The organism is Brachybacterium sp. EE-P12, from assembly GCF_003711805.1.
In the GTDB taxonomy this organism is placed as follows: Bacteria; Actinomycetota; Actinomycetes; order Actinomycetales; family Dermabacteraceae; genus Brachybacterium.
Genome location: NZ_QXCP01000009.1, coordinates 127,213 through 148,465, shown reverse-complemented (window position 1 = coordinate 148,465; position 21,253 = coordinate 127,213). Strand labels below are relative to the sequence as shown.

The following is a 21,253-nucleotide window of genomic DNA, read 5'->3' as shown; positions in this document are numbered from 1 at the left end:
GGCACGTGCGACGAGCGGCGCTGAGCCAGCATCCGCCGCTGTATGCGGGGATGGATGCCGGCTGAGCGCCACCGCGTGCAATCCCTCCCGCGACTGCCTCTCGCCCCCTCCCTGCCGCGCGCTGTGAGCGGTGGCACACTGGCGACATCGGGAACTGCACAACTCCCGATGACGATCGGGTGAACGTCGTGTCCGCCGCCTGCGGGACTCGCCCGACAGCGGGTGCGGGCAGGGCTATGGTCCTGGCATCCGCGCGAACCCGGGAGGCTCCCATGGACGAGACGACCACTGCCCGCGAGACGATGCCCGACGGCGGCATCCCGCATCGCGACGACCGGGGAGCGGAGGCGATCGGCGCCGCGAACCCCGACGGAGCGCCGGTGGTGCCCTCGCTGCGACCCGGCGCCGCCCAGCAGATGCTCGCCGAGGTCGAGACCGGTGTGATCACCTACGTGCTGGACACCTCCGTGCTGCTGTCGGACCCGCTGTCCCTGCACCGCTTCGCCGAGCACGACATCGTGCTGCCGATCGTGGTGGTCACCGAGCTCGAGGCCAAGCGCCACCATCCCGACCTCGGCTACTTCGCCCGCCAGGCGCTGCGCATCCTCGACGACCTGCGCGAGCTGCACGGCAACCTCTCCGTGCCGCTGCCGATCGGCAAGGACGGCGGCCACGTGCACGTCGAGCTGAACCACATGAGCCCCGCCTCCCTCCCCGACGGCTTCCGGCTCGGCGACAACGACACCCGCATCCTCGCCGTCGCCAAGAACCTCCAGCTCGAGGGCAAGAACGTGGTGCTGGTGTCGAAGGACCTGCCGATGCGGATCAAGGCCAGCGCCTCCGGCATCCACGCCGAGGAGTACCGCGCCGAGCTCGCCCGCGACCGCGGCTACACCGGAATGGTCACCGCCTCCGTGGACGAGCAGACCATGACCGACCTCTACGACGGCCAGACCGTCGAGCTGCCCGAGATCGCCCACCACCCCGTGCACACGGGCCTGACGCTCACCAGCCCGCGCGGCTCCGCGCTCGGCCGCGTCACCCGCGACAAGCAGGTGCGGCTGGTCCACGGCGACCAGACCGTGTTCGGCGTCTCCGGCCGCTCCGCCGAGCAGCGCGTCGCGATCGACCTGCTCCAGGACGAGTCGATCGGCATCGTCTCCCTCGGCGGCAGGGCCGGCACCGGCAAGAGCGCACTCGCCCTCTGCGCCGGTCTCGAAGCCGTCCTGGAGCGCCGCACCCAGCGCAAGATCATGGTGTTCCGCCCCCTGTTCGCCGTGGGCGGGCAGGAGCTCGGCTATCTCCCCGGGGATCAGAGCGAGAAGATGGGGCCCTGGGGCCAGGCGGTCTTCGACACGCTCGGCTCGATGGTGTCCCAGAACGTCATCGACGAGGTGCTCTCCCGCGGCATGCTCGAGGTGCTGCCGCTGACCCACATCCGTGGCCGCTCCCTCCACGACGCCTTCGTGATCGTCGACGAGGCCCAGTCCCTCGAGCGCAACGTGCTGCTGACCATGCTCTCCCGCATCGGGCAGAACTCCCGCGTGGTCCTCACCCACGATGTCGCCCAGCGCGACAACCTCCGCATCGGCCGCTACGACGGGATCGCCTCCGTGGTCGAGGCGCTCAAGGAGAAGGACCTCTTCGCCCACATCACCCTGCAGCGCTCCGAGCGGTCGAAGGTCGCGGAGCTCGTCACCCACGTCCTGGACGAGCCGATCCCCTGAACGGGGTCGGTGGCGGGTCGAGATCCGGTGGTGGGTCGAGATCCGGCGGCGGCCCGGTCGCATTGCAACGAGTGGCGCTGTGCCGACGGCCGGCCGCATATGCGGGGATGGATGCTCGCCGAGCGCCAGTGATCGCAACAGCCCGGTGGACGTGGGAGGCCAGTGGCCGCTCGGGGCTCAGGAGCGCTGGCGTGCCAGGACAGGCGACCATTCCTCCACAGCGGGCCCGTGTCCACAGCGGGAGCCCGGTCGCGGCGGGCCGAGGAAGATCGGTGCTTCCCTCGCAGGCATGCACATCAAGGGCATCGAGCACAGGGCGCGCCTCCGCGCGCAGGGCGTCGAGCAGGCCGTGGTCCGACGGTGGTTGAGGAACGGTGTCGTCTCGAGCATCCAGCCCTGGTACGCCACAGCAGAGGCGCCCCCCGGGATCGTCGCACTGCTGCGGCTCGGCGTGCGCCCCACCTGCCTGGACGGAGCCTCGCTCCACGGCCTGTGGACGCCTCCGCACCCCGGCACGCACGTCTTCCGACCGCGCCTCCTGAGCGCCGACGGCGAACTGTCGGGTGCCAAGGCCCAGCCCGTGCGGAGCCGGGACGGCACGATCATCACACTGGCCGAGGAGCAGGACCTCGTCCTGCATGGCCCGGCTCTTCGCTCGTGGCCGACGGACGATCCCGTCCCGGAGCTCGATCTCGTGCTCAGACATGCTGCACTGTGCCTGCCGGTGGCGACCTCGGCGGTGCTGTTCGAGTCCGCACTGCACAGGCGGCGACTTACCCGGCACGAGGCGGACCGGATCCTCGCCGCGCTGCCGCAGCGGATCCGCCGGCCCCTCTCCCGGATCCGTGCCGATGCGGAATCCGGGACGGAGACCACGGTGCGGTGGTGGATGGAGTCACGACAGTTCCCGGTCAGGCCCCAGGTCCTGTTCCCGGACGGCCGACGGAGGATGGATCTCCTGGTGGGACGGAGCTGGGTCATCGAATGCGACAGCCGCGAGCACCACGACGACCCGCTCAGCTACGCCGAGGATCGCTCTCGTGACCTCTACCTGACCTCGAGGGGATACCGAGTCACGCGGCTGTCATGGGAGCAGGTCTTCGTGCGCTGGGAGGAGACGCGGGAGATGCTGCTGGCCATCCTCCGTCGAGGGGAGCACCTCGAGCCGCCGCGTCGATGAGCGCGAGCGAGGCGGGGCAAGTTCACCGGTCAGGGCCTGGCCACGCACACGGGGCCGCGGCTCCTTGCCATGGATCCGGGGCCGCGGCTCCTTGCAACCAGTGGCGCTCAGCCAGCATCGAAGCCCGTATACGGGGACGGATACGGGCTGAGCGCCAGTACATGCACCCCTGACCGAGGCAGGCGCGGTACCAGGGACCTCTCGTGGCCGTTGGGATCGAGGCTGGGGCCGGCTCGGCGCGGCCGGTACGTCGCCGATCAGGCCTTCGGTGCGGTCATGGACAGCACGTCCAGCGCCTCGTCCAGCTGGGCCTCGGTGAGCTCGCCTCGCTCGACGAAGCCCAGCGCGATCACGGCCTCGCGCACCGAGATGCGCTCGGCGACGGCGTGCTTGGCGATCTTCGCGGCGGACTCGTAGCCGATGAGCTTGTTCAGCGGGGTGACGATCGAGGGGGAGGCCTCGGCGTAGAAGCGGGCCTTCTCCTCGTTGGCGGTGAGGCCGTCGACGGTCTTGTCGGCCAGGACGGTGGAGGCGTTGGCGAGCAGGCGGATCGACTCCAGCAGGCTCGTGCCCATCAGCGGGATCTGCACGTTCAGCTCGAAGGCGCCCTGCGCACCGCCCCAGGCGATCGCCGCGTCGTTGCCCACGACCTTCGCGCACACCATGAGCACGGCCTCCGGGATCACGGGGTTGACCTTGCCGGGCATGATCGAGGAGCCGGGCTGCAGGTCCGGGATCGCGATCTCGCCGAGGCCCGTGTTCGGGCCGGAGCCCATCCAGCGCAGGTCGTTGCAGATCTTCGTCAGGGACACCGCGATCGTGCGCAGCGCGCCGGACATCTCCACCAGCCCGTCGCGGTTCGACTGCGCCTCGAAGTGGTTGCGCGCCTCGGTCAGCGGCAGGCCGGTCTGCTCGACGAGGTTCGCGATGACCTTCTGCGGGAAGCCGAGCGGGGTGTTGATCCCGGTGCCGACGGCGGTGCCGCCCTGAGGGACCTCCGCGGTGCGGGGCAGCGCCGCCTCGACGCGCTCGATGCCGTAGCGGATCGAGGCCGCGTAGCCGCCGAACTCCTGGCCCAGGGTGACGGGGGTGGCGTCCATGAGGTGGGTGCGGCCGGACTTGACCACGTCCTTCCACTCCTCGGCCTTCCGCTCGAGGGACTCGGCGAGGTGGGCGAGGGCGGGCAGCAGGTGCTCGACGACGCCTGCGGTGACGGCGACGTGCACGGAGGTGGGGAATACGTCGTTGCTGGACTGCGAGCAGTTGACGTGGTCGTTGGGGTGGGTCTCGGTGCCCGCGTCCGTGGCGAGGGTCGCGAGGACCTCGTTCATGTTCATGTTCGAGCTGGTGCCCGAGCCGGTCTGGTAGGTGTCCACCGGGAACTGCTCGTCGTGCTCGCCGGCGATGACCGCGTCGGCCGCGGCGACGATCGCGTCGGCGATCGCCCCGTCCAGCACCCCGAGCTCCTTGTTCGCCCGTGCCGCGGCCTTCTTGACCTGGGCGAGCGCATGGATGTGGGCGGGCTCGAGACCCTGGCCGGAGATCGGGAAGTTCTCGACCGCACGCTGGGTCTGGGCGCGGTACAGGGCCGAGGCGGGCACGCGCACCTCTCCCATGGTGTCGTGCTCGATGCGGTAGTCGCTCTGCGGCGCTGCGGGGGTGGACTGGTTCATCGATGGGCCTTTCTCGTTCTCTCGTGACGGTGCACCTGGATCGCAGGTGACTCGGGCGGGCCGCTCGCGGGATCTGCTCCGCGGGCGGGAGGGTCAGAGGAGCTCTCGGCTCCAGGGCGGGTTCGCGCCGGCCCGGGAGACGGTGATCGCGGCGAGGCGGGCGGCACGGCGCAGCACGGAGGCGAGCTCGTCCGAGGTGATCGCGGCGAGCATCTCGCGACGGTCGGCGCCGAGCAGGTCCTTGTCGGACAGGGCATCGAGGATCCCGGCGGAGAACGTGTCGCCGGCGCCGACGGTGTCGACGACCTCGACCTGCGTGGGCGCGACCTGCACGCGACCGCTCGCGGAGAAGGCGACCGCCCCCTCGCCGCCGCGCGTCAGGACCGTCAGCGAGGGGCCGAGGCCCCGCCAGGAGGAGACGACGTCCTCGAGGTCGTCGGTGCCGTACAGCCAGGCCACGTCCTCGTCGGACGCCTTGACCACGTCGGCCAGGGCGATGTTCTCCTCGATCCGTGAGCGGACGTCCTCGGGCGCACCCATGAGGGTGGGGCGGGCGTTCGGGTCGTAGCTGATGGTCGCGGAGGCACCGGCGGTGCGCAGCAGCTCCGCGAGCGTCGACGCGCCGGGCTCCATGACGGCCGCGATCGAGGAGGTGTGGACGGCGTCGAGGCCCTCCGGGATCCCCGCGGGGTCCGGGTCCCAGGCGAGGTCGAAGGTGTACGTCGCGGCACCGCTCGCGTCCAGGACGGCCTCGGCGGTGGAGGTGCGGCCGGGGCGGACCGAGGCGGGGGTGAGGCGCACACCGGACTCGTCGAGGTGCGCGCGGATCGCGTCTCCGCGCGGGTCCTCGCCGATGGCGGTGAGCAGGTGGGCGTCGTGGCCGAGTCGCGCCAGGGCGACGGCCACGTTCAGGGGGGAGCCGCCGGGGTGCTCGCGACGACCGCCGTCGGCGTCGATGACGATGTCGGTGAGGGCTTCTCCGGCGATGAGGATTCTCGCGGTCACCTCTCGATCATCGCAGGTTTCCTGGGCAGGGGCGAACACGGGGCCGACGGGCGAACACGGGGCCGACGGGCGGCGGGCACCGTGACGGTGCTGCGACAGCGCTCGGCGTCGACGTGGCCGTGGCCCGGCTCACCCCGGGAAGCGGCCTGGGGCGTGGGCGGGGACAATGTCCCCATGCACGATGCCCAGCCCGAGAGCCCCGACCGCACGGAGAGCCCCGACCTCGTCGAGAGCGAGCCGCCGGTGGAGCGGCCGAAGTCCGCGTACCAGCTGCCGACGAAGCAGAACACCGTCCTGCGCAACATCCTCTGGGCGATCGTGCTGACCATGGCGGTGGTGATCGTTCTGGCCATCGGCTTCTTCGGCGTGGGCAGCGATCTCGAGCGGGAACCGCTGGAGAACTCCGAGGTGGACGTCGCCGCGACCGCGGAGCGTGCCCAGGCGGTCGCCGAGTTCCCGGTCGCGGTGCCGGTGACGGGGGAGGAGTGGGAGGTGCGCTCGGCCCGCTTCACCGACGGGCAGAGCCCCGCCTGGACCGTGCAGTACACCTCTCCCGGGGGTGCCCTGGTCACCCTCGCCGAGGACGGCGAGATCAGCGCCCCGATGCTCTCTGCCGAGCTGCCCGGCGCGAGCGTCACCGAGGAGACGACCCTCGACGGCGCCGACTGCCAGGTGCTCACCGGCGGGGACTCCGGAGCGGACCGGCTGGGCATCGCCTGCGAGGGCGAGGGCTACGGGATGCTCGTCCACGGCGAGGCCGAGCGCGCCGAGCTCGAGCAGCTCATGAGCGAGGCGCTCGCCGCGGTCGGCTGAGCCGCCGCGCCGCGTGGCTCAGCGCTCGCCGCTGTCCGTCCCGTCCTCGCGTCGCGCCGCGACGGCGTCCTCGAGGCGTTCCCGCGCGCCGTCCAGCCACTGCTGGCAGCGGCGGGCGAGCATCTCGCCCCGCTCCCACAGCGCGATCGAGTCCTCGAGACCGCCCTGCCCGGACTCGAGGCGCCGCACCACCTCGACGAGCTGGTCGCGCGCCGCCTCGTAGGAGAGCTCGGCGATGTCCGCGGGCAGCGGGGTCTCGCCGGCGGGTTCGGACGGGGTGACGGCGGGGGTCGTCTGGTCGGAGGGGGAATCGGCAGGGGACTGGCTCATGGGTGTGCTCCTCGGGGATCGGGGTCGGGGTCAGCTCCGGGCCGGAACCGGCGGATCGGAGTCGTCGGGCGCGGGCGGGGTGTACGGGTCCTCGTCCACGTGCAGCGCGCCGAAGCGGCCGCCCGCGACCCGCACCGACAGGGCCTCGCCGACGCTGCTCGCCTCGGGGCTGCGCACGATCGTTCCGTCGGCCGTCTGCACCACGGCGTAGCCGCGCTCGAGCGTGGCCAGCGGGCTCAGGGAGCGCACCTGGCGCCCCAGATGGGAGACCTCGTCGGCCGCCCGGTCCAGGCGCGAGCCGATCAGGGTGCGGGCCAGCGCGATCCGGGAGCGGATCTCGTCGGCGCGCCCGGCGAGGATGCTCGCGGGGTTCTCGAGCACGGGCCGGGAGCGCATCGCGTCCAGCCCCGACTGCTCCCGTTCGATGCGTGCCCGGATCGCGGCGCGCAGGCGGGTGCGGCCCAGGTCCAGCTGCTCGAGCTCGGCCTGGATGTCGGGGACGACCCGCTTGGCGGCGTCGGTGGGGGTGGAGGCGCGCACGTCCGCGGCGAGGTCGATCAGCGGGGTGTCCACCTCGTGCCCGATCGCGGAGACGATCGGGGTGGCGGCATCGGCGACGAGCCGGGTGAGCTGCTCGTCGGAGAAGGGCAGCAGGTCCTCGAGGGAGCCGCCGCCGCGGGAGATGATGATGACCTCGACGTCCTCGCGCTCGTCGAGCTCGCGCAGCGCCGCAGAGACCTCTCGCACCGCCCGCGCGCCCTGCACGGCGACCTCGCGGATCTCGAACTGCACGGCGGGCCAGCGGCGTCGGGCGTTGACCACGACGTCGCGCTCGGCGGCGGACTCCCGCCCGCAGATCAGCCCGATCACACGCGGCAGGAAGGGCAGCGGCTTCTTCCGCGAGGCGGCGAACAGGCCCTCCGCGGCGAGGACCCGCTTGAGCTGCTCGAGCCGCGCCAGCAGCTCGCCGAGGCCCACGGGGCGGATGTCGTCGGCCTCGAGCTGGAGGCTTCCGCGCTTGGTCCAGAAGGTGGGCTTCGCATGCACCACCACGCGCGCGCCGGGCACCGGCTCGACCGGCAGGGCTCGCAGCACGTGCTCCCGCACCGGCACGGAGAAGGACATGTCCACGTCGATGTCCCGCAGGGTCATGAAGCTCAGCCCGGCGCCGGGGCGGCGGTTCAGCTGCACGATCTCGCCCTCGACCCACAGCGGCGACATCCGTGCGATGTATTCGCCGACCTTCACCGACAGCTGCCGCAGCGGCCACGGGTTCTCCGCTGTGGTCTGCGCGGCGGTCGCTGCGAGCGGCGGGCGGGCCGCGGGGCCGGGAGCGCCGCGGGACGCCGCACCGTCGGCCTCCGCGCCGCCGACCGGTGCGCCGGAGCCCGCTGCACCTGCGCTCGCCGCCACGGTGCCGCGTGCGTCGGCGCCTGCTGCGGTGCTGCCCGCCTCTCCCTGCCGGGGGGTCCTCTGCGTCATGGGTCCACTCTTCCACGTCGGGCCGACATCCTGCCGACGGGCCGGCGGCTGTGGAGGAGGCGGCGGTGTGGAGGGGCGGTGGCCCTCCCTCCCGAGCGCGCTGCAGCTCCCGGGTCGGCCCCGCTCGGAGCCGTGCTCAGCGGGAGGTGCGGCGCGGGAACACGTACCCCGCGACCACGAGCGCGATCGTGATGAGACCCGTGCACCAGACCACCGAGACCAGGGCGTCGGCTCCCGCCGCCTGCCCGTCCATCAGCGCGCGGGCGGCGTCGATCAGCGGGGTCATCGGCTGGTGCTCGGCGAAGGCGCGCAGCCAGCCCGGCATCGTCTCGACCGGCGCATAGCCGCTGGAGAGGTACGGCAGGAACAGCAGGATGAAGCCGTAGCCGCTCGCGGCCTCGGCGGAGCCGGCGAGCATGCCGAGCGTCGCGAAGACCACCGTGATCACCAGGATCCACAGCGCGATGAGCCCGAAGGCGCCCAGCAGCGACAGGAGCGGGGCGTCGGTGCGGTAGCCGACGGCCAGCGCCACCAGCACCACCACCACGGTCGCCAGCAGGTTCCGCACCAGCGAGGCGACCGTATGGCCCAGCAGCACGGTCACGGCGGGGAACGGCATGGTGCGCAGCCGATCGATCAGCCCGGTGGTCATGTCGTTGCTGACCACCACGGCCGTGAACGAGGCCCCGAACCCCGCGGAGGTCAGCGCGATCGCCGGCAGCACGTAGGCGAGGTACTCGCCGTGCGACGGGGCGCCGTCGCCGACGCTCATGGCGCCGCCGAGCACGTACACGAAGATCAGCATCATCATCACCGGCAGCAGCACGGCCATCAGCACCGACTCGGGGTCGCGGAAGGAGTGGAGCAGGCTGCGGCGGGACAGCACGAGCGTGCCGGTCAGGAAGCTCGCCGCACGGGGCTCGGCGGATGCGGCGGGGTGCAGGGCGGGCGCGGCGGGAGCGAGAGCGGACATGAGGGCCTCCGGGTCGATGGTCGGGCGGGGTAGGGGCAGATGCGGTCAGACGCGGACGGGGGCGACCGACGGTGCGGTCGCCGCACCGTCCGGGTCGGCCGACGGGCCGGCCTCGGTGAGGTGGAGGAAGACGTCGTCCAGGGTGGGTCGGTGGATGCTCGCCGTCGCCGTGGGGAAGCGGTGGGCGGCCTCGGCCAGGCGTGCGGCGAGGTCCGGCGCGGTGCCGGTGGTCGCGAGCTCCTCGAGCACGGCGCCGTCCTGGTCGAGGATGCGGACGACTGCCCCGCCCACGAGTGCCTTGAGCTCCTGCGTGGTGCCGCCGGCGACGATGCGGCCCCGGTCCAGGACGTGGACCTGCTCGGCGAGGGCGTCGGCCTCCTCGAGGTACTGCGTGGTCAGCAGCACGGAGGTGCCCTCGGCGGCGAGGCCGCGGATCTCCTCCCACAGCACCTGGCGGCTGCGGGTGTCCAGCCCCGTGGTGGGCTCGTCGAGGATCACCAGCCGCGGCCGGGACAGGAGGCCGGCGGCGATGTCGAGCTTGCGGCGCATCCCGCCGGAGAGCGTCGCGGCCCGGGTCGAGCGGGCGCGGGTGAGCTCGAAGCGCTCGAGCTGCTCGGCCGCGCGCGTCCGGGCGAGAGAGCCGGGCAGTCCGAACAGCCGACCGATCATCTCGAGGTTCTCGGTGCAGGTGAGTGCGCCGTCGACGGCGGCGAACTGCCCGGTCAGGGAGAGGAGTCCCTGCAGGCGTCGGCGATCGCGCCGGGGATCCAGGCCCAGCACGCGCACCGTGCCGCCGTCGTGCGGGAGCAGCGTGGACAGGATCTTGATCAGCGTGGTCTTCCCCGCGCCGTTCGGGCCCAGCAGGGCGTGGATCCCGGGCGGGAGGACGAGGTCGAGCCCGTCGAGGACGGGGCGCGTGCCGTAGGACTTCCGCAGGCCGCGGATCTCGAGCAGGGGCGGGGGTGCGGTCATGGCGGGCTCCTGGGAGCGGGAGGGGCTTCTCCCCGTCGACTGTGTATGACGCAGACAGCGTACGGCATACACCGTGTATTGCATAGACAGTTCCTGGGGTCGGGGACGATGGGCGGGGCCCGCGGCGCGAGTGGAACACTGGGGCCATGGCCGAGAAGAGCGAAACGGGACTGCCCCGCGCGGTGATGATCGCGTGGGGGATGGAGGAGGCGCCGCAGCGCGGACCCAGCCGCGGGCTGAGCCATGAGCGGATCGTCGCCGCCGGGATCGAGCTCGCCGACGCAGAGGGACTCGGCGCCGTGACGATGCAGGCAGTGGCGAGATCTCTCGGCTTCACGACGATGTCGCTGTACCGCTACGTCTCGAGCAAGGACGAGCTGCTGCTGCTCATGCAGGATGCGGCGCTCAGGCTGCCCGAGCGGGCGCGCCTGCCCGAGGGGTGGCGCGAGGGGCTGCGGGCCTGGGCCGAGCTCGTGCGCGACGCCTACCGCTCCCATCCCTGGGTGCTCGGCATCCCGCGCGGCCAGTCCTCGGTGCTCATGCCCAACTCGATGTGGGCGGCGGATCTGGGTCTCGGGGTCCTGGCGGACCTCGAGCTCGACATGGAGGCGAAAGTGGGCACGATCCTGGTGGTCTCCCAGCTGGCCGCCTCGATGGTGGAGCTCGAGGAGGACCTGGCCGCCGAAGGGCTGCTCGCCACGACCGCGGCGGGCTCGGCGCTGCTCGGCGAGGTGATCACCCCCGAGCGGTTCCCGCACATCGCCGGCCTGTTCGCGACGAATGCTCGGGCGGGCGGCGAGGAGTCGGGCGAGGACCTCCCGGTGATCGACGGGGGCACCCTCGGGGTCGACGACGAGTTCGGGCTCGGCCTGTCGTTGATCATCGACGGGCTCGAGCGGCGGGTGGCGCGGAGCCGCGTCTGAGCGGATCAGCTCGCGGAGCGGCGACGGTCCTTCGCGGGGTCTGTGCGCGGGTTCGCGAGCTGCGCGATCTCCGGGACCTCCAGCGTGCGGGAGCGGCGTGTGAGCTGCTCGACCTCCTCGAGGGACGTGCCCGACAGTCCCAGGTCCTCGAAGCGCCGCGCGGTGACCATCACGCGTGACTGCAGCGAGCCGACCGCGTCGTTGAACGCCGCCACGGAGGAGTCCAGCGACCGCCCCACCTTCCCCAGGTGCGCGGTGAACGTGCCCAGGCGATGGTGCAGCTCCCGCCCCGCCTCGAGCACCTCGCGGGCGTCGCGGTTCAGCGAGTCGGTGCGCCAGGTGTGCGCGACCGTGCGCAGCAGCGCCATCAGCGTCGCGGGGGAGGCGATCACGACGTCCTTCGCGAAGCCGTGCTCGAGCAGGTCCGGCGCGGACTCGAGGGCCGCGGCGAGCACCCCGTCGCTCGGCACGAACAGCACCGTGAACTCCGGGGTGTCCCCGAGCGACTTCCAGTAGGCCTTCCCGGCGATCTGGTCCACGTGGTGGCGCAGCGCCCGGGCATGGGCGGTGCGGCGGGTGCGGGCCCGCGCGGGATCGGTCTCCTCGACCGCGTCGAGATAGGCGTCCATCGGCGCCTTCGCATCGACGACGAGGGTGCGCTCGCCGGCCAGGTGGACGACGAGGTCGGGGCGCTGGCCCTTCTCCCCGTCGGCCCGCGTGCCCGCGAGCTGCTCGGAGAAGTCCACGTGCTCGAGCATCCCGGCGGCCTCGACGATCCGTCGCAGCTGCACCTCGCCCCAGCGGCCGCGCGCGGTGGGGGCGCGCAGCGCGGCGGTGAGCGCGCTGGTGCCCTGCTCGAGGGACTGCGCCCGACGCCCCAGCTCGCCCAGATGGCTGCGCAGCGCCCCCTCGGCCTCCGCCCGCGCCGCCTCGGAGCGGGCCAGGTTCCGCTCCAGCTGGGCCAGGGTCGCGGTCAGCGGGGCGAGGGTGCGCTGCAGCTCCGCCTCCCGCTCCTCCTCGGCGGCGTCGCGGCGGGCCACGTCCCGCTCATGGCGCTCGTCGGCCAGACGCAGCAGGCGGTCGGCGGAGTCCTCGCCGGTGCGGCGCTGCTCGAGCGCGGTGCGCGTCCGCTCGCGCAGGAGGAGGAAGGCCGCCGTCGCGCCGAGCAGCGCGCCGAGGACGAGGCCCAGCAGGAGCATCATGGTTCCGCTCATGGCCTCAGCACATCACGGGGGTGCGACAGGCGAGCGGTGCCACGCCCCGGGCGACGGGCGCGCGGCCGGGCGCCGCCGGATCGGGCAGCCGGACGCCGCCGGGCCACGCCGTCGGCCGACGACGGGTCACGCGATGGCGGACCGGGCGTCCCGGGAGGTCTGCACCTCGCCCATGTGCTCGGTGGCCCAGCTGATCAGCGCGCCGAGCGGCTCGAGCAGCGAACGACCCAGCTCCGTGAGCTCGTACTCCACGCGCGGCGGGATCTCGGGGTGGACGGTGCGCAGCACCAGCCCGTCGGCCTCGAGGGCGCGCAGGGTCTGCGTGAGCATCTTCTGGGAGATCCCGTCGACCGTGCGCAGCAGCTCGGAGAAACGGCGCGGACCGTCCTCGAGCGCGGTGATCAGCAGCACCGTCCAGCGGTCGCCGATGCGGTCCAGCAGGCGGCGGGACGGGCACTCGCGCGCGTAGGGGTCGTAGGGGAGAGGGGCGAGGGACTGCATCAGGGGTTCCTCCTTCGGGAGCGGCGGACGGGGAGGGCGGTGGACGATCGGTTCCGCGGATGGTTACCGCGAAGTGCCTACTTCCCGATGGAGAGCAGGTTACCTATAGTGAGTATGCAGGTCCACCAGTCATCGTGGAAATGATCCTCGACAAACGTCATAGCAGCACCCCACTCCGGGTGCGGAAGGAGAGCTCATGGCTCGCATCGTCATCCTCGGCGGCACCGGATATGCCGGATCCCACCTCGCGCAGGAGGCCGCCGCGCGCGGCCACGACGTCCTCGCCCTCAGTCGCACCGCCCCCGAGCAGATCCCTGCCGGGGTCGCCCACCGCGCCGGGGACGTGCGCGACGAGATGTTCCTCGCCGAGGCGCTCGAGGGCGCCGACGTGGTGGTCTCGGCCCTCTCGCCCCGCGGCGACATGGCCGACCTCGAGGCCTTCCGCGCCCTCATCGGCACTGTCGGTCGCCTCGCCCGCGAGAAGGGCGTGCGCCTGGGTGTGATCGGCGGGGCCGGCTCCCTGCTCGTCGCCGAGGGCGGGCCGAAGCTCGTGGACACCCCCGACTTCCCGAAGGAGTTCGCCGAGGAGCCGCGCGTGCTCGACGCCGTGCTGCAGGACCTGCGCGCCTCCGAGGACGAGGCGCTCGACTGGTTCTTCGTGAGCCCCGCCGGCGGCTTCGGCAGCTTCGCCCCGGGCGAGCGCACCGGAACCTACCGCGTGGGCGGCGACGTGCTGCTGACCGACGAGAACGGCGAGTCCCAGCTCTCCGGCGCCGACCTCGCGATCGCACTGGTCGACGAGATCGAGTCCCCGGCCCACCGCCGCACCCGCTTCACCGTCGCGTACTGATCCGGGCCCGGATCCCGAGCCCCGTCGACCGTGCGTCGGCGGGGCTCGTCGCGGGATAGGGAACGGAGGCGGGCGCAGGGACCGGGCGGCCGGCAGGGGAGCGAGCGGCAGGGTCCGCGATCTCACGGCGGGCGGCAGGCGCCGTGACGTCCCGGCCCCGTAGACTCAGCTCCCGTGGCTCTTACTATCGGAATCGTCGGGCTGCCCAACGTCGGCAAGTCCACCCTGTTCAACGCCCTGACCCGCGCCGAGGTGCTCGCGGCGAACTATCCGTTCGCGACGATCGACCCCAACATCGGCGTGGTCCCGCTGCCCGACCCGCGGCTCGCGCAGCTCGCGTCCGTCTTCGGCAGCCAGAAGCTGCTGCCGGCGACGGTGTCCTTCGTGGACATCGCCGGGATCGTCAAGGGCGCGAGCGAGGGCGAGGGCCTGGGGAACAAGTTCCTCGCCAACATCCGCGAGGCCGACGCGATCTGCCAGGTCACCCGCGCCTTCACCGACCCCGACGTGACCCGCGTGGACGGCTCGACCGATCCCTCCGGCGACATGGAGGTCATCACCACCGAGCTGATCCTCGCCGACCTCCAGACCATCGAGAACTCGATGCAGCGCCTGGAGAAGGACACCAAGCGCGGCCTGATCGACTCCGCCGTGCTCGAGAACGTCGTGAAGGCCAAGGCGCTGCTGGAGACGGGCAAGACCCTCTACCAGGGCGCGGAGGGGGCCGGCATCGATCTCGCCGCCGTGCGCGAGCTGCAGCTCATGACCGCCAAGCCCTTCATCTACGTCTTCAACACCGACGAGGAGGGCCTGGCCGACACCGCCTCGCAGGAGGCGCTGCGCAAGCTCGTCGCCCCCGCGGAGGCGATCTTCCTCGACGCGAAGTTCGAGTCCGAGCTGATCGAGCTCGACGAGGAGGAGGCCGCGGAGATGCTCGAGTCCACCGGCCAGGAGGAGTCGGGTCTGGACCAGCTGGCCCGCGTCGGCTTCGACACCCTCGGCCTGCAGACCTATCTCACCGCCGGCCCCAAGGAGTCCCGCGCCTGGACCATCCCCAAGGGCGCCACCGCCCCGCAGGCCGCCGGCGTCATCCACACCGACTTCGAGCGCGGCTTCATCAAGGCCGAGATCGTCTCCTTCGACCAGCTCATGGAGGCCGGCTCGATGGCTGAGGCGAAGGCCAAGGGCTGGGTGCGCATGGAGGGCAAGGAGTACGTCATGCGCGACGGGGACGTGGTGGAGTTCCGGTTCAACGTGTGATGTGATCTGATCCCGCTCCGTGGGCCCCGTCGATCGTCGTGATCGGCGGGGCTTCGTTGTCTCGTTCTTGCCTTCCGTGCCGAGCAATAAGCGCCATCATGGTTGATGGCAGGAGGAGGTGGCGCTGATGTCATCCATCATCGTGCGTGGTCTCGATGACCGCGTGAAACAGCAACTCGCCGCGCAGGCGAAGGAGCACGGGCGGTCCATGGAGGCCGAGGTTCGCGACATCCTGACGAAGGCCGCTCGACGGCCGCACATCGGCATGGCTCTGCTTTCTGTGGCGCGGGACGTCGGTGGGGTCGATGAGCTGCCGACCCCGACGCGCGATGACGTCGCACGGGCGGCGGACTTCGAATGATCGTCCTCGACACGAATGTCATCTCGGAGATCTTTCGGCCCTCGCCGGAGCCTCGTGTCGTCGAGTGGCTCGTGTCGCTGACGGGCGACGTCGCGATCGCGTCCATCACTCTCGCGGAGTTGCTTGTCGGTGTCCGAAGGCTCCCGGATGGCCGACGTAAAGACGAGCTGGCGCACGGGATCGAGGAAGCGGTAGCGCCGTATCGGGGGAGACGGTCGGTGCTCGCATTCGATGCTGACGCGGCGGAGCGATACGCGGAGGTGCTCGCGTCGCGTGAGGCAGCAGGTGCGCCGGTCAGTACGGCCGACGCCCAGATCGCCGCGATCTGCCTGGCGCACGGGGCAACCTGCGCTACGCGCACTGTGAAGGGCTTCCAACACGCCGGCGTCGAGCTGGCGGACCCGTGGAATGTGGACGCGTGACGCATCATTCGATCGAGGTCCTCGCCCACCAGGAACTCACTGCGGCCGATCTGGGTGAGCTTCGACAGCTCTTCGACAGCGAGTACCTCAAGGAGTTCGGACAGTGGGATCCGCAACAGCCCTACGGCTACGCGTCACACGATGTCCACGTCATGGCCCGGATCGAAGGTCGCGTCGTCGGTCAAGGCGGCGGACATTGCCGAGTGGAACTCGCGCATCGAGCGTGGGCTGCTGCGTCTTTCGGCCGTGACCCGGCTCGAACTCGGCTTCTCTGCCCGCTCGGGTGAAGCAGCTCGCGAGGCATTCGGGCTGCCACCGCTGTCGCTCATGCCGATCGAGCATCTCACGCCCGCGATGGAGGACCGTGCCTTCGAGGTGCAGATGCTCCTTGCCGACCGAGGCCAGCATCCAGCTCCCTCGATCCCGGATCTGCTCATCGCAGCGACAGCGGAGAAGACAGGGCTGACGGTCCTGGCTGTCGACAAGGACTTCGACCTCATCGCCGAGATCACCGGTCAGTCCGTGGAGACCCTCGCACTGCTCTGACTCGTCGAGGACGGCAGCACCGTTTCTGATCCGCGCACACGCTGGGATGGTGTCGCCGATGCGGCGAGCCGCGTAGGGTCGGGGCCCCGATTCCCGAGGAGGGTGAGGATGCTGAACTGGTTGCTGAAGCTGCGACGTCTCCGCGGGGACGCCCGGGCCGTCAAGCGGGGCCCGGAGGCCGTGGGCAAGCGTGCCGGACGGCGCGCGATCAACAGGGCGGCCAGGCGCGCACTGCGCTGAGTCGCCCGGAGTCCAGAACGCGCTGAGCGTCCTGATCGAGCCGAGACGCGGGACAGACGGAGCAGCGGCTCAACGGGGCCGCGGCCGCGACGTATCCTGGGTCACACAGCATCGGAGGGATCAGGATGAGCTCACCCCGTCGCAAGGCAGACCACGACCACGCTCCGAAGCCAGGGGAGGAGACCCCGATCCCGGAGCTCGAGAGCGACGAGACGATCGCTCCCCGCCCCGAGGAGGAGATCGCCGACCTGTTCAGGGCCGAGCCCGACGCGCAGGACCCCGCGTCGACGTGATGCCCCCGGTGGTGACGTCGGCAGGACGTCGCTGAGCAGCGGACCGGTCTCGTCGGAGAAGACGACCGGGCTCGAGGCCATGCCGCGCAGCAGGTCACTACCGTGGCCTCATGACCAGACCGAGGCCGCACCGACCGGACCACATCGCCGTGCGCGGCGCGCGCGTGCACAACCTCCGCGGCGTCGACGTCGACATCCCGCTGGACCGCCTGGTCGCGCTCGCCGGCGTCTCCGGCTCCGGGAAGTCCTCCCTCGCGATGGGCGTCGTCTACGCGGAGGGGTCCCGCCGCTATGTCGAGGCGCTGTCGACCTACACCCGTCGTCGCATGGCGCAGGCACCGCGCGCGGACGTGGACGAGGTGGTGCACGTCCCGGCCGCGCTCGCGCTGCGCCAGCGACCCGGCGTGCCGAGCGTCCGCTCCACCTTCGGCACCTCGACCGAGCTGCTGAACGTGCTGCGCCTGATGTACTCGCGCCTGGCCTCCCATGTGTGCCCGAACGGGCATCGGGTCCCGCCCTCGCTGCTCGTCGCCGCGGAGCAGCCCTACCCGTGCCCGGAGTGCGGAGCAGAGGTGGATGCACCCGGCGCGGAGGCTCTCGCCTTCAACTCCGAGGGCGCGTGCCCCACCTGCGAGGGCACCGGGATCGTGCGCGAGGTCGACGACGACGCCCTGGTCCCGGACACCTCGAAGACCCTCGACGAGGGCGCGGTCAAGCCCTGGAACATGTTCGGCTGGAAGGTGCAGCCGGACATCGCCCGCGAGTTCGGGGTGCGCACCGACGTGCCCTGGCGGGACCTCGAAGACTGGGAGCGGGACATCGTCCTGTCGGGCCCCGAGGAGAAGAAGGCGATCACGGTCCGCTCGAAGAAGGGCGCCCACGACCTCGACTTCACCTTCCGCAACGCCCGCCTGACCGTCACCGAGGAGCTGCGCCGCGCCCATGACGAGAAGCGGCTCGCCCGCGTCTCCCGCTTCCTCGTCGAGCGCACCTGCCCCGCCTGCCACGGCACGCGCCTCTCGCCTGAGGCGCGGGAACCCGAGATCGACGGCCGCGACCTCGCCGTAGCCTCCGCGATGACGCTCGACGAGCTGCTGGACTGGGCTCCGCGGGTCATCGACCCCCTCCCGCGCGAGATGCACCCGATGGCGCGCGGGCTCGTCGAGCAGCTCGTGCACATGGCCGAGCGCCTCGTCGACCTCGGCCTCGGCTACCTCTGCCTGGATCGGGCCGCCTCGACCCTCTCCACCGGGGAGCGCCAGCGCGCCCAGCTCGCCCGCGCCGTCCGCAACCGCACCACCGGTGTCCTCTACGTGCTCGACGAGCCCAGCATCGGCATGCACCCCGCGAACATCGACGGACTCCTCGAGCTGATCGGCGACCTGCTCGCCGACGGGAACTCCGTGCTCGTCGTCGACCACGACGTGCAGCTCCTGCGCGAGGCCGAGGAGATCCTCGAGATCGGACCCGGAGCGGGCGGGGACGGCGGCACCGTCATCGCCCAGGGCCCTGTCGACGCGATCACCGCCGACCCCGCCTCCCGGCTCGGCCCGTTCCTCGACGGCCGCGAGGAGGTCGTCGTGCGCGAGCGTGCCGCGGCGGAGGAGGTGTTCGTGCACGGTGCGCTCCGCCTGGCCAGCGACCCCCTGCACACCGTCCGGGCCCTCGACGTCGCCGTGCCGCGCGGCCGCCTCACCGCGGTCACCGGGGTCTCGGGCTCGGGCAAGACCACCATGGTGCTCGAGACGCTCGTGCCCGCGCTGCGCGCGAGGAGCGAGGGCCGCGACCTCCCCGCGCACGTGCGCGAGCTCGAGGCGGAGGACGCCCGGCACGTCCACCGGATCGACGCCACGCCGATCGGCGTGAACGTCCGCTCGACCGTCGCGACCTACTCCGGGGTGCTGGACCCCCTGCGGCGCGAGTTCGCCCGCACGCCCGCCGCCGTGGAGCGCGGGCTGACCATGGGCGACTTCTCCTACAACACCGGCTCGCTGCGCTGCCCCCGCTGCCAGGGCACGGGCCGCGTCGAGCTCGACGTGCAGTTCCTGCCCGACGTCGACATCGACTGCCCCGACTGCGAGGGCGGCCGCTACGCCCCCGAGGCCGAGGAGATCCTGTACCGGGGCGTCGCTCTGCCCGGCCTGCTCGCCGCGACGGTCGCCGAGGCGATCGAGCTCGTCGGCGAGATCCCCGCCGTCCGCCGCACGCTCGAGACGCTGATCGACCTGGGCCTGGGCTATCTCACCCTCGGCGAGGACACCCCGGCGCTCTCGGGCGGCGAGGCGCAGCGGCTCAAGCTCGCCGGGCAGATGGGCCGCACCCAGCGCCATGCCGTGTTCGTGTTCGACGAGCCGAGCGTCGGCCTGCACCCCCTGGACGTGCGCACTCTCGTGCACGTCCTGGACCGGCTCGTCGGCAGCGGGGCGACCGTCCTCGTCATCGAGCACGACCTCGACCTGATCGCGAACGCGGACTGGGTGATCGACATGGGGCCCGGCGGCGGCGCCTCCGGCGGGAGCATCGTCGCCGAGGGCACCCCGGAGCAGATCGCCGCGGCCGACGGAAGCCTCACGGGTCGGCATCTGGCCCGTCACCTGAAGGGATGATGCGCCGTGCCAAGGCCGACCTGGAGCAGGTCGGTGTGGACTCCGGCCCCTGCGGCGCCGCCACCCCCGTTCCGACAGCGGACACGGCCATCGAGCGCGTCGATGCCCTGCCCCAGATGATGCAGGCGTCACTTGCCCAGGGTCAGGGCAGCGACCCGGCGGCGAGAACATCGACCACTGCCCCGCGATCAGCCACAATCGACCGAGGCGCAGTGCTTCGCGGCAAGAGGCCGCCACCAGAATTCACCATCCGCTGCACAAGGAGACGGAAGGGACATGTCCCGCCCACGGATCATCTGCCACATGCACACGCTGCTCAACGGGAAGATCGACGGCATCGCCAACCCGACGTCGGTCGGCATGCGCTCCCAGAAGCTGTACTTCGATCTCTTCCTCGGCGAGAACCGCTTCTTCACGAAGCACCGAGGGTGGATCAGCGGAAGCGGGACGAGCCGGGCGATCCTGGGCGGTGCGCCGCAGATCGAGCTCTCGGAACCGACCGAGCCGGTCCCGGCCGGGGACTTCATCGCCGACCCTGATGCCCAGATGCATTACTTCGCCGTCGACCGGTCCGGGACGCTCGCCTGGGATCGGAGCACCTTCAGCTACTTCGACGCCGACGTCCACATCGTCGAGCTGATCCCCGCCTCGGTCAGCGATGCCTTCAAGGCGCATCTGCGGTCCGTCGGCGTCTCCTACCTCATCGCGGGAGACGAGCAGCTGGACATGGCAGAAGCCGTGCGCAAGATCGGTGACATCTTCGACACCGACGAGGTCATCCTCGGCGGCGGAGCCACCCTGAACTGGTCGATGATCCGCGACGGCCTCTGCGACGAGATCAGCCTGGTCCTCATGCCGACCGCGGACGGGGAGAACAGCACCAGCTCCCTCTTCGAGGCCGACGAGAGATATTCTGCGCCCGTGCCGATCCGATTCTCTCTGAAGAGCGTCGAGCCGCTCGAGGACGGCAGCGTATGGCTGCGCTACGACGTGCAGGGTCCGGTGGCCGAGGACGAGGCTCCTTCACCTGCGAGCGTCTGACGGGCCACGAGAGCCCTGCCCACCGCCGCCCCGGACGGTGGGCAGAACCGACGAGGCGTCAGCACGTGTCATGTCCCGGTCACGTGGAGACCGGTCTCGTGGCCAGGGGCGGCGACCGCGATCTTCGGGGTGGAGGACGAGGCTCAGGAGGTGTTCGTCCAGCGGCCTCGGCCGCCGCGCGGACCCTCAGCCGCGGGGCCGCGCGCTCCGCGTCGTCGAGACCTCGAGCCCGTCGGCGATCATCGTCAGCGCCCGCGCGAAGTCGTCCTCGTCGGCCGATGCGGCGGACGCATCTTCGGGACGCAGGGAGTCCGGGCCCTCGAGGAGGCCGAGGGAGTCCGCGGTGCGGCGCTGCTGCTCGTGGAAGACGCGGCCCACGGTGAAGTGGATGAGCAGCTCGGCGGCCACCTCGGACAGTGCATCCGGCACGCCGTGGCGCCGGGCGACCTCCAGCAGCGGGGGACGCACCGGTGAGCCGACCAGTCCGAGGGCGAGGGAGCTGGAGACGAGCTCGGCGCCGTCCCGGTAGGCGAGCAGGCAGTCGCGCAGCCGCCCCCCGAGCGTGCGCACCGCCTCGCGCGGGCTCAGATCCTCGACCGCGAGCCGTGTCACGGGGGCGAGGATCTTCGCGCTGACCGCGGCGAGCAGGGCCTGCTTGTTCGGGAAGTGCCAGTACAGGGCGCTCGGCTGGATGCCGAGCGCCGTGGCCAGGTTCCGCATCGTGAGGTCGGGGAGCCCGTACTCGTCGAGGAGCTGGAGGGCCATCTCGGCGACGTCCTCACGGCTCCGTCGGCGTGGATTTCCTGAGGTCGCCATCCGGTCACTATAGTGTTGAACACCG

General features: G+C 71.7%; 21 protein-coding genes. 12 read left to right on the top strand and 9 right to left on the bottom strand.

Annotation, left to right across the window (positions count from 1 at the left end):
- Positions 1-272 precede the first annotated feature (272 nt).
- Positions 273-1,727: a PhoH family protein gene (locus tag D1648_RS12880; protein WP_206424810.1), complete on the top strand. Its 1,455-nt coding sequence runs from the start codon at positions 273-275 to the stop codon at positions 1,725-1,727.
- Positions 1,728-2,016: 289 nt separating this feature from the next.
- The gene (locus D1648_RS12875) at positions 2,017-2,907 is read left to right on the top strand and encodes an endonuclease domain-containing protein (RefSeq protein WP_122942479.1); all 891 of its coding nucleotides are present in this window, start codon (positions 2,017-2,019) and stop codon (positions 2,905-2,907) included.
- A 257-nt stretch (positions 2,908-3,164) separates the two neighbouring features.
- Here the strand turns inward: D1648_RS12875 and D1648_RS12870 are convergent, their stop codons facing one another.
- Entirely contained in the window at positions 3,165-4,580 is a 1,416-nt protein-coding gene (locus D1648_RS12870) for an aspartate ammonia-lyase (protein ID WP_122942477.1), read from the bottom strand.
- A gap of 93 nt (positions 4,581-4,673) precedes the next feature.
- Positions 4,674-5,585, bottom strand: a complete 912-nt coding sequence (locus D1648_RS12865; RefSeq protein WP_122942475.1) for a carbohydrate kinase — start codon at positions 5,583-5,585, stop codon at positions 4,674-4,676.
- A 174-nt stretch (positions 5,586-5,759) separates the two neighbouring features.
- On the opposite strand from D1648_RS12865, the gene D1648_RS12860 reads away from it, so the two are divergent.
- A complete protein-coding gene (locus D1648_RS12860) occupies positions 5,760-6,398 on the top strand; it encodes a DUF4245 family protein (RefSeq protein ID WP_122942473.1) in 639 nt (212 codons plus the stop codon).
- An 18-nt stretch (positions 6,399-6,416) separates the two neighbouring features.
- Here the strand turns inward: D1648_RS12860 and D1648_RS12855 are convergent, their stop codons facing one another.
- The 4 genes from D1648_RS12855 to D1648_RS12840 form a co-directional block, all read right to left on the bottom strand.
- Complete coding sequence (locus D1648_RS12855) at positions 6,417-6,728, bottom strand: exodeoxyribonuclease VII small subunit (RefSeq protein WP_122942471.1); 312 nt, start codon at positions 6,726-6,728, stop codon at positions 6,417-6,419.
- 30 nt (positions 6,729-6,758) lie between these two features.
- A complete protein-coding gene (gene xseA, locus D1648_RS12850; RefSeq protein WP_241155492.1) occupies positions 6,759-8,210 on the bottom strand; it encodes an exodeoxyribonuclease VII large subunit in 1,452 nt (483 codons plus the stop codon).
- A gap of 136 nt (positions 8,211-8,346) precedes the next feature.
- Positions 8,347-9,183 (bottom strand): ABC transporter permease, encoded by an 837-nt coding sequence (locus D1648_RS12845; RefSeq protein WP_122942469.1) that lies wholly within the window; start codon positions 9,181-9,183, stop codon positions 8,347-8,349.
- A 45-nt stretch (positions 9,184-9,228) separates the two neighbouring features.
- A complete protein-coding gene (locus D1648_RS12840) occupies positions 9,229-10,155 on the bottom strand; it encodes an ATP-binding cassette domain-containing protein (RefSeq protein ID WP_122942466.1) in 927 nt (308 codons plus the stop codon).
- A gap of 146 nt (positions 10,156-10,301) precedes the next feature.
- Between D1648_RS12840 and D1648_RS12835 the strand changes: the two genes are divergently transcribed.
- Positions 10,302-11,078 (top strand): TetR/AcrR family transcriptional regulator, encoded by a 777-nt coding sequence (locus tag D1648_RS12835; RefSeq protein WP_122942464.1) that lies wholly within the window; start codon positions 10,302-10,304, stop codon positions 11,076-11,078.
- A 5-nt stretch (positions 11,079-11,083) separates the two neighbouring features.
- Here D1648_RS12835 and D1648_RS12830 read toward each other — a convergent pair whose 3' ends face one another.
- Both D1648_RS12830 and D1648_RS12825 read right to left on the bottom strand, forming a co-directional pair.
- Positions 11,084-12,292: a DNA recombination protein RmuC gene (locus D1648_RS12830; RefSeq protein ID WP_241155491.1), complete on the bottom strand. Its 1,209-nt coding sequence runs from the start codon at positions 12,290-12,292 to the stop codon at positions 11,084-11,086.
- Between the two features lie 126 nt (positions 12,293-12,418).
- Positions 12,419-12,793: a helix-turn-helix domain-containing protein gene (locus tag D1648_RS12825; RefSeq protein ID WP_122942462.1), complete on the bottom strand. Its 375-nt coding sequence runs from the start codon at positions 12,791-12,793 to the stop codon at positions 12,419-12,421.
- Positions 12,794-12,989: 196 nt separating this feature from the next.
- On the opposite strand from D1648_RS12825, the gene D1648_RS12820 reads away from it, so the two are divergent.
- The 8 genes from D1648_RS12820 (at position 12,990) to D1648_RS12790 (ending at position 20,412) form a co-directional block, all read left to right on the top strand.
- Positions 12,990-13,643 (top strand): NAD(P)-dependent oxidoreductase, encoded by a 654-nt coding sequence (locus tag D1648_RS12820; RefSeq protein ID WP_122942460.1) that lies wholly within the window; start codon positions 12,990-12,992, stop codon positions 13,641-13,643.
- A gap of 174 nt (positions 13,644-13,817) precedes the next feature.
- Complete coding sequence (gene ychF / locus D1648_RS12815; RefSeq protein WP_122942457.1) at positions 13,818-14,903, top strand: redox-regulated ATPase YchF; 1,086 nt, start codon at positions 13,818-13,820, stop codon at positions 14,901-14,903.
- Positions 14,904-15,030: 127 nt separating this feature from the next.
- Entirely contained in the window at positions 15,031-15,264 is a 234-nt protein-coding gene (locus D1648_RS12810) for a toxin-antitoxin system (RefSeq protein WP_122942455.1), read from the top strand.
- A complete protein-coding gene (locus D1648_RS12805) occupies positions 15,261-15,686 on the top strand; it encodes a type II toxin-antitoxin system VapC family toxin (RefSeq protein ID WP_122942452.1) in 426 nt (141 codons plus the stop codon). The genes D1648_RS12810 and D1648_RS12805 overlap by 4 nt, the downstream gene beginning before the upstream one ends.
- Before the next feature lie 141 nt (positions 15,687-15,827).
- Positions 15,828-16,232 (top strand): PIN domain nuclease, encoded by a 405-nt coding sequence (locus tag D1648_RS12800; RefSeq protein ID WP_122942450.1) that lies wholly within the window; start codon positions 15,828-15,830, stop codon positions 16,230-16,232.
- 365 nt (positions 16,233-16,597) lie between these two features.
- On the top strand, positions 16,598-16,765 hold the full coding sequence (locus D1648_RS17930; RefSeq protein WP_164518716.1) for a hypothetical protein: 168 nt from the start codon (positions 16,598-16,600) through the stop codon (positions 16,763-16,765).
- A 110-nt stretch (positions 16,766-16,875) separates the two neighbouring features.
- Complete coding sequence (locus D1648_RS12795; RefSeq protein WP_122942448.1) at positions 16,876-19,371, top strand: excinuclease ABC subunit UvrA; 2,496 nt, start codon at positions 16,876-16,878, stop codon at positions 19,369-19,371.
- A 276-nt stretch (positions 19,372-19,647) separates the two neighbouring features.
- Positions 19,648-20,412, top strand: coding sequence for a dihydrofolate reductase family protein (locus D1648_RS12790; protein ID WP_122942446.1), 765 nt, complete (start codon positions 19,648-19,650; stop codon positions 20,410-20,412).
- Positions 20,413-20,598: 186 nt separating this feature from the next.
- Here the strand turns inward: D1648_RS12790 and D1648_RS12785 are convergent, their stop codons facing one another.
- Positions 20,599-21,228, bottom strand: a complete 630-nt coding sequence (locus tag D1648_RS12785; RefSeq protein ID WP_122942443.1) for a TetR/AcrR family transcriptional regulator — start codon at positions 21,226-21,228, stop codon at positions 20,599-20,601.
- Positions 21,229-21,253 lie beyond the last annotated feature (25 nt).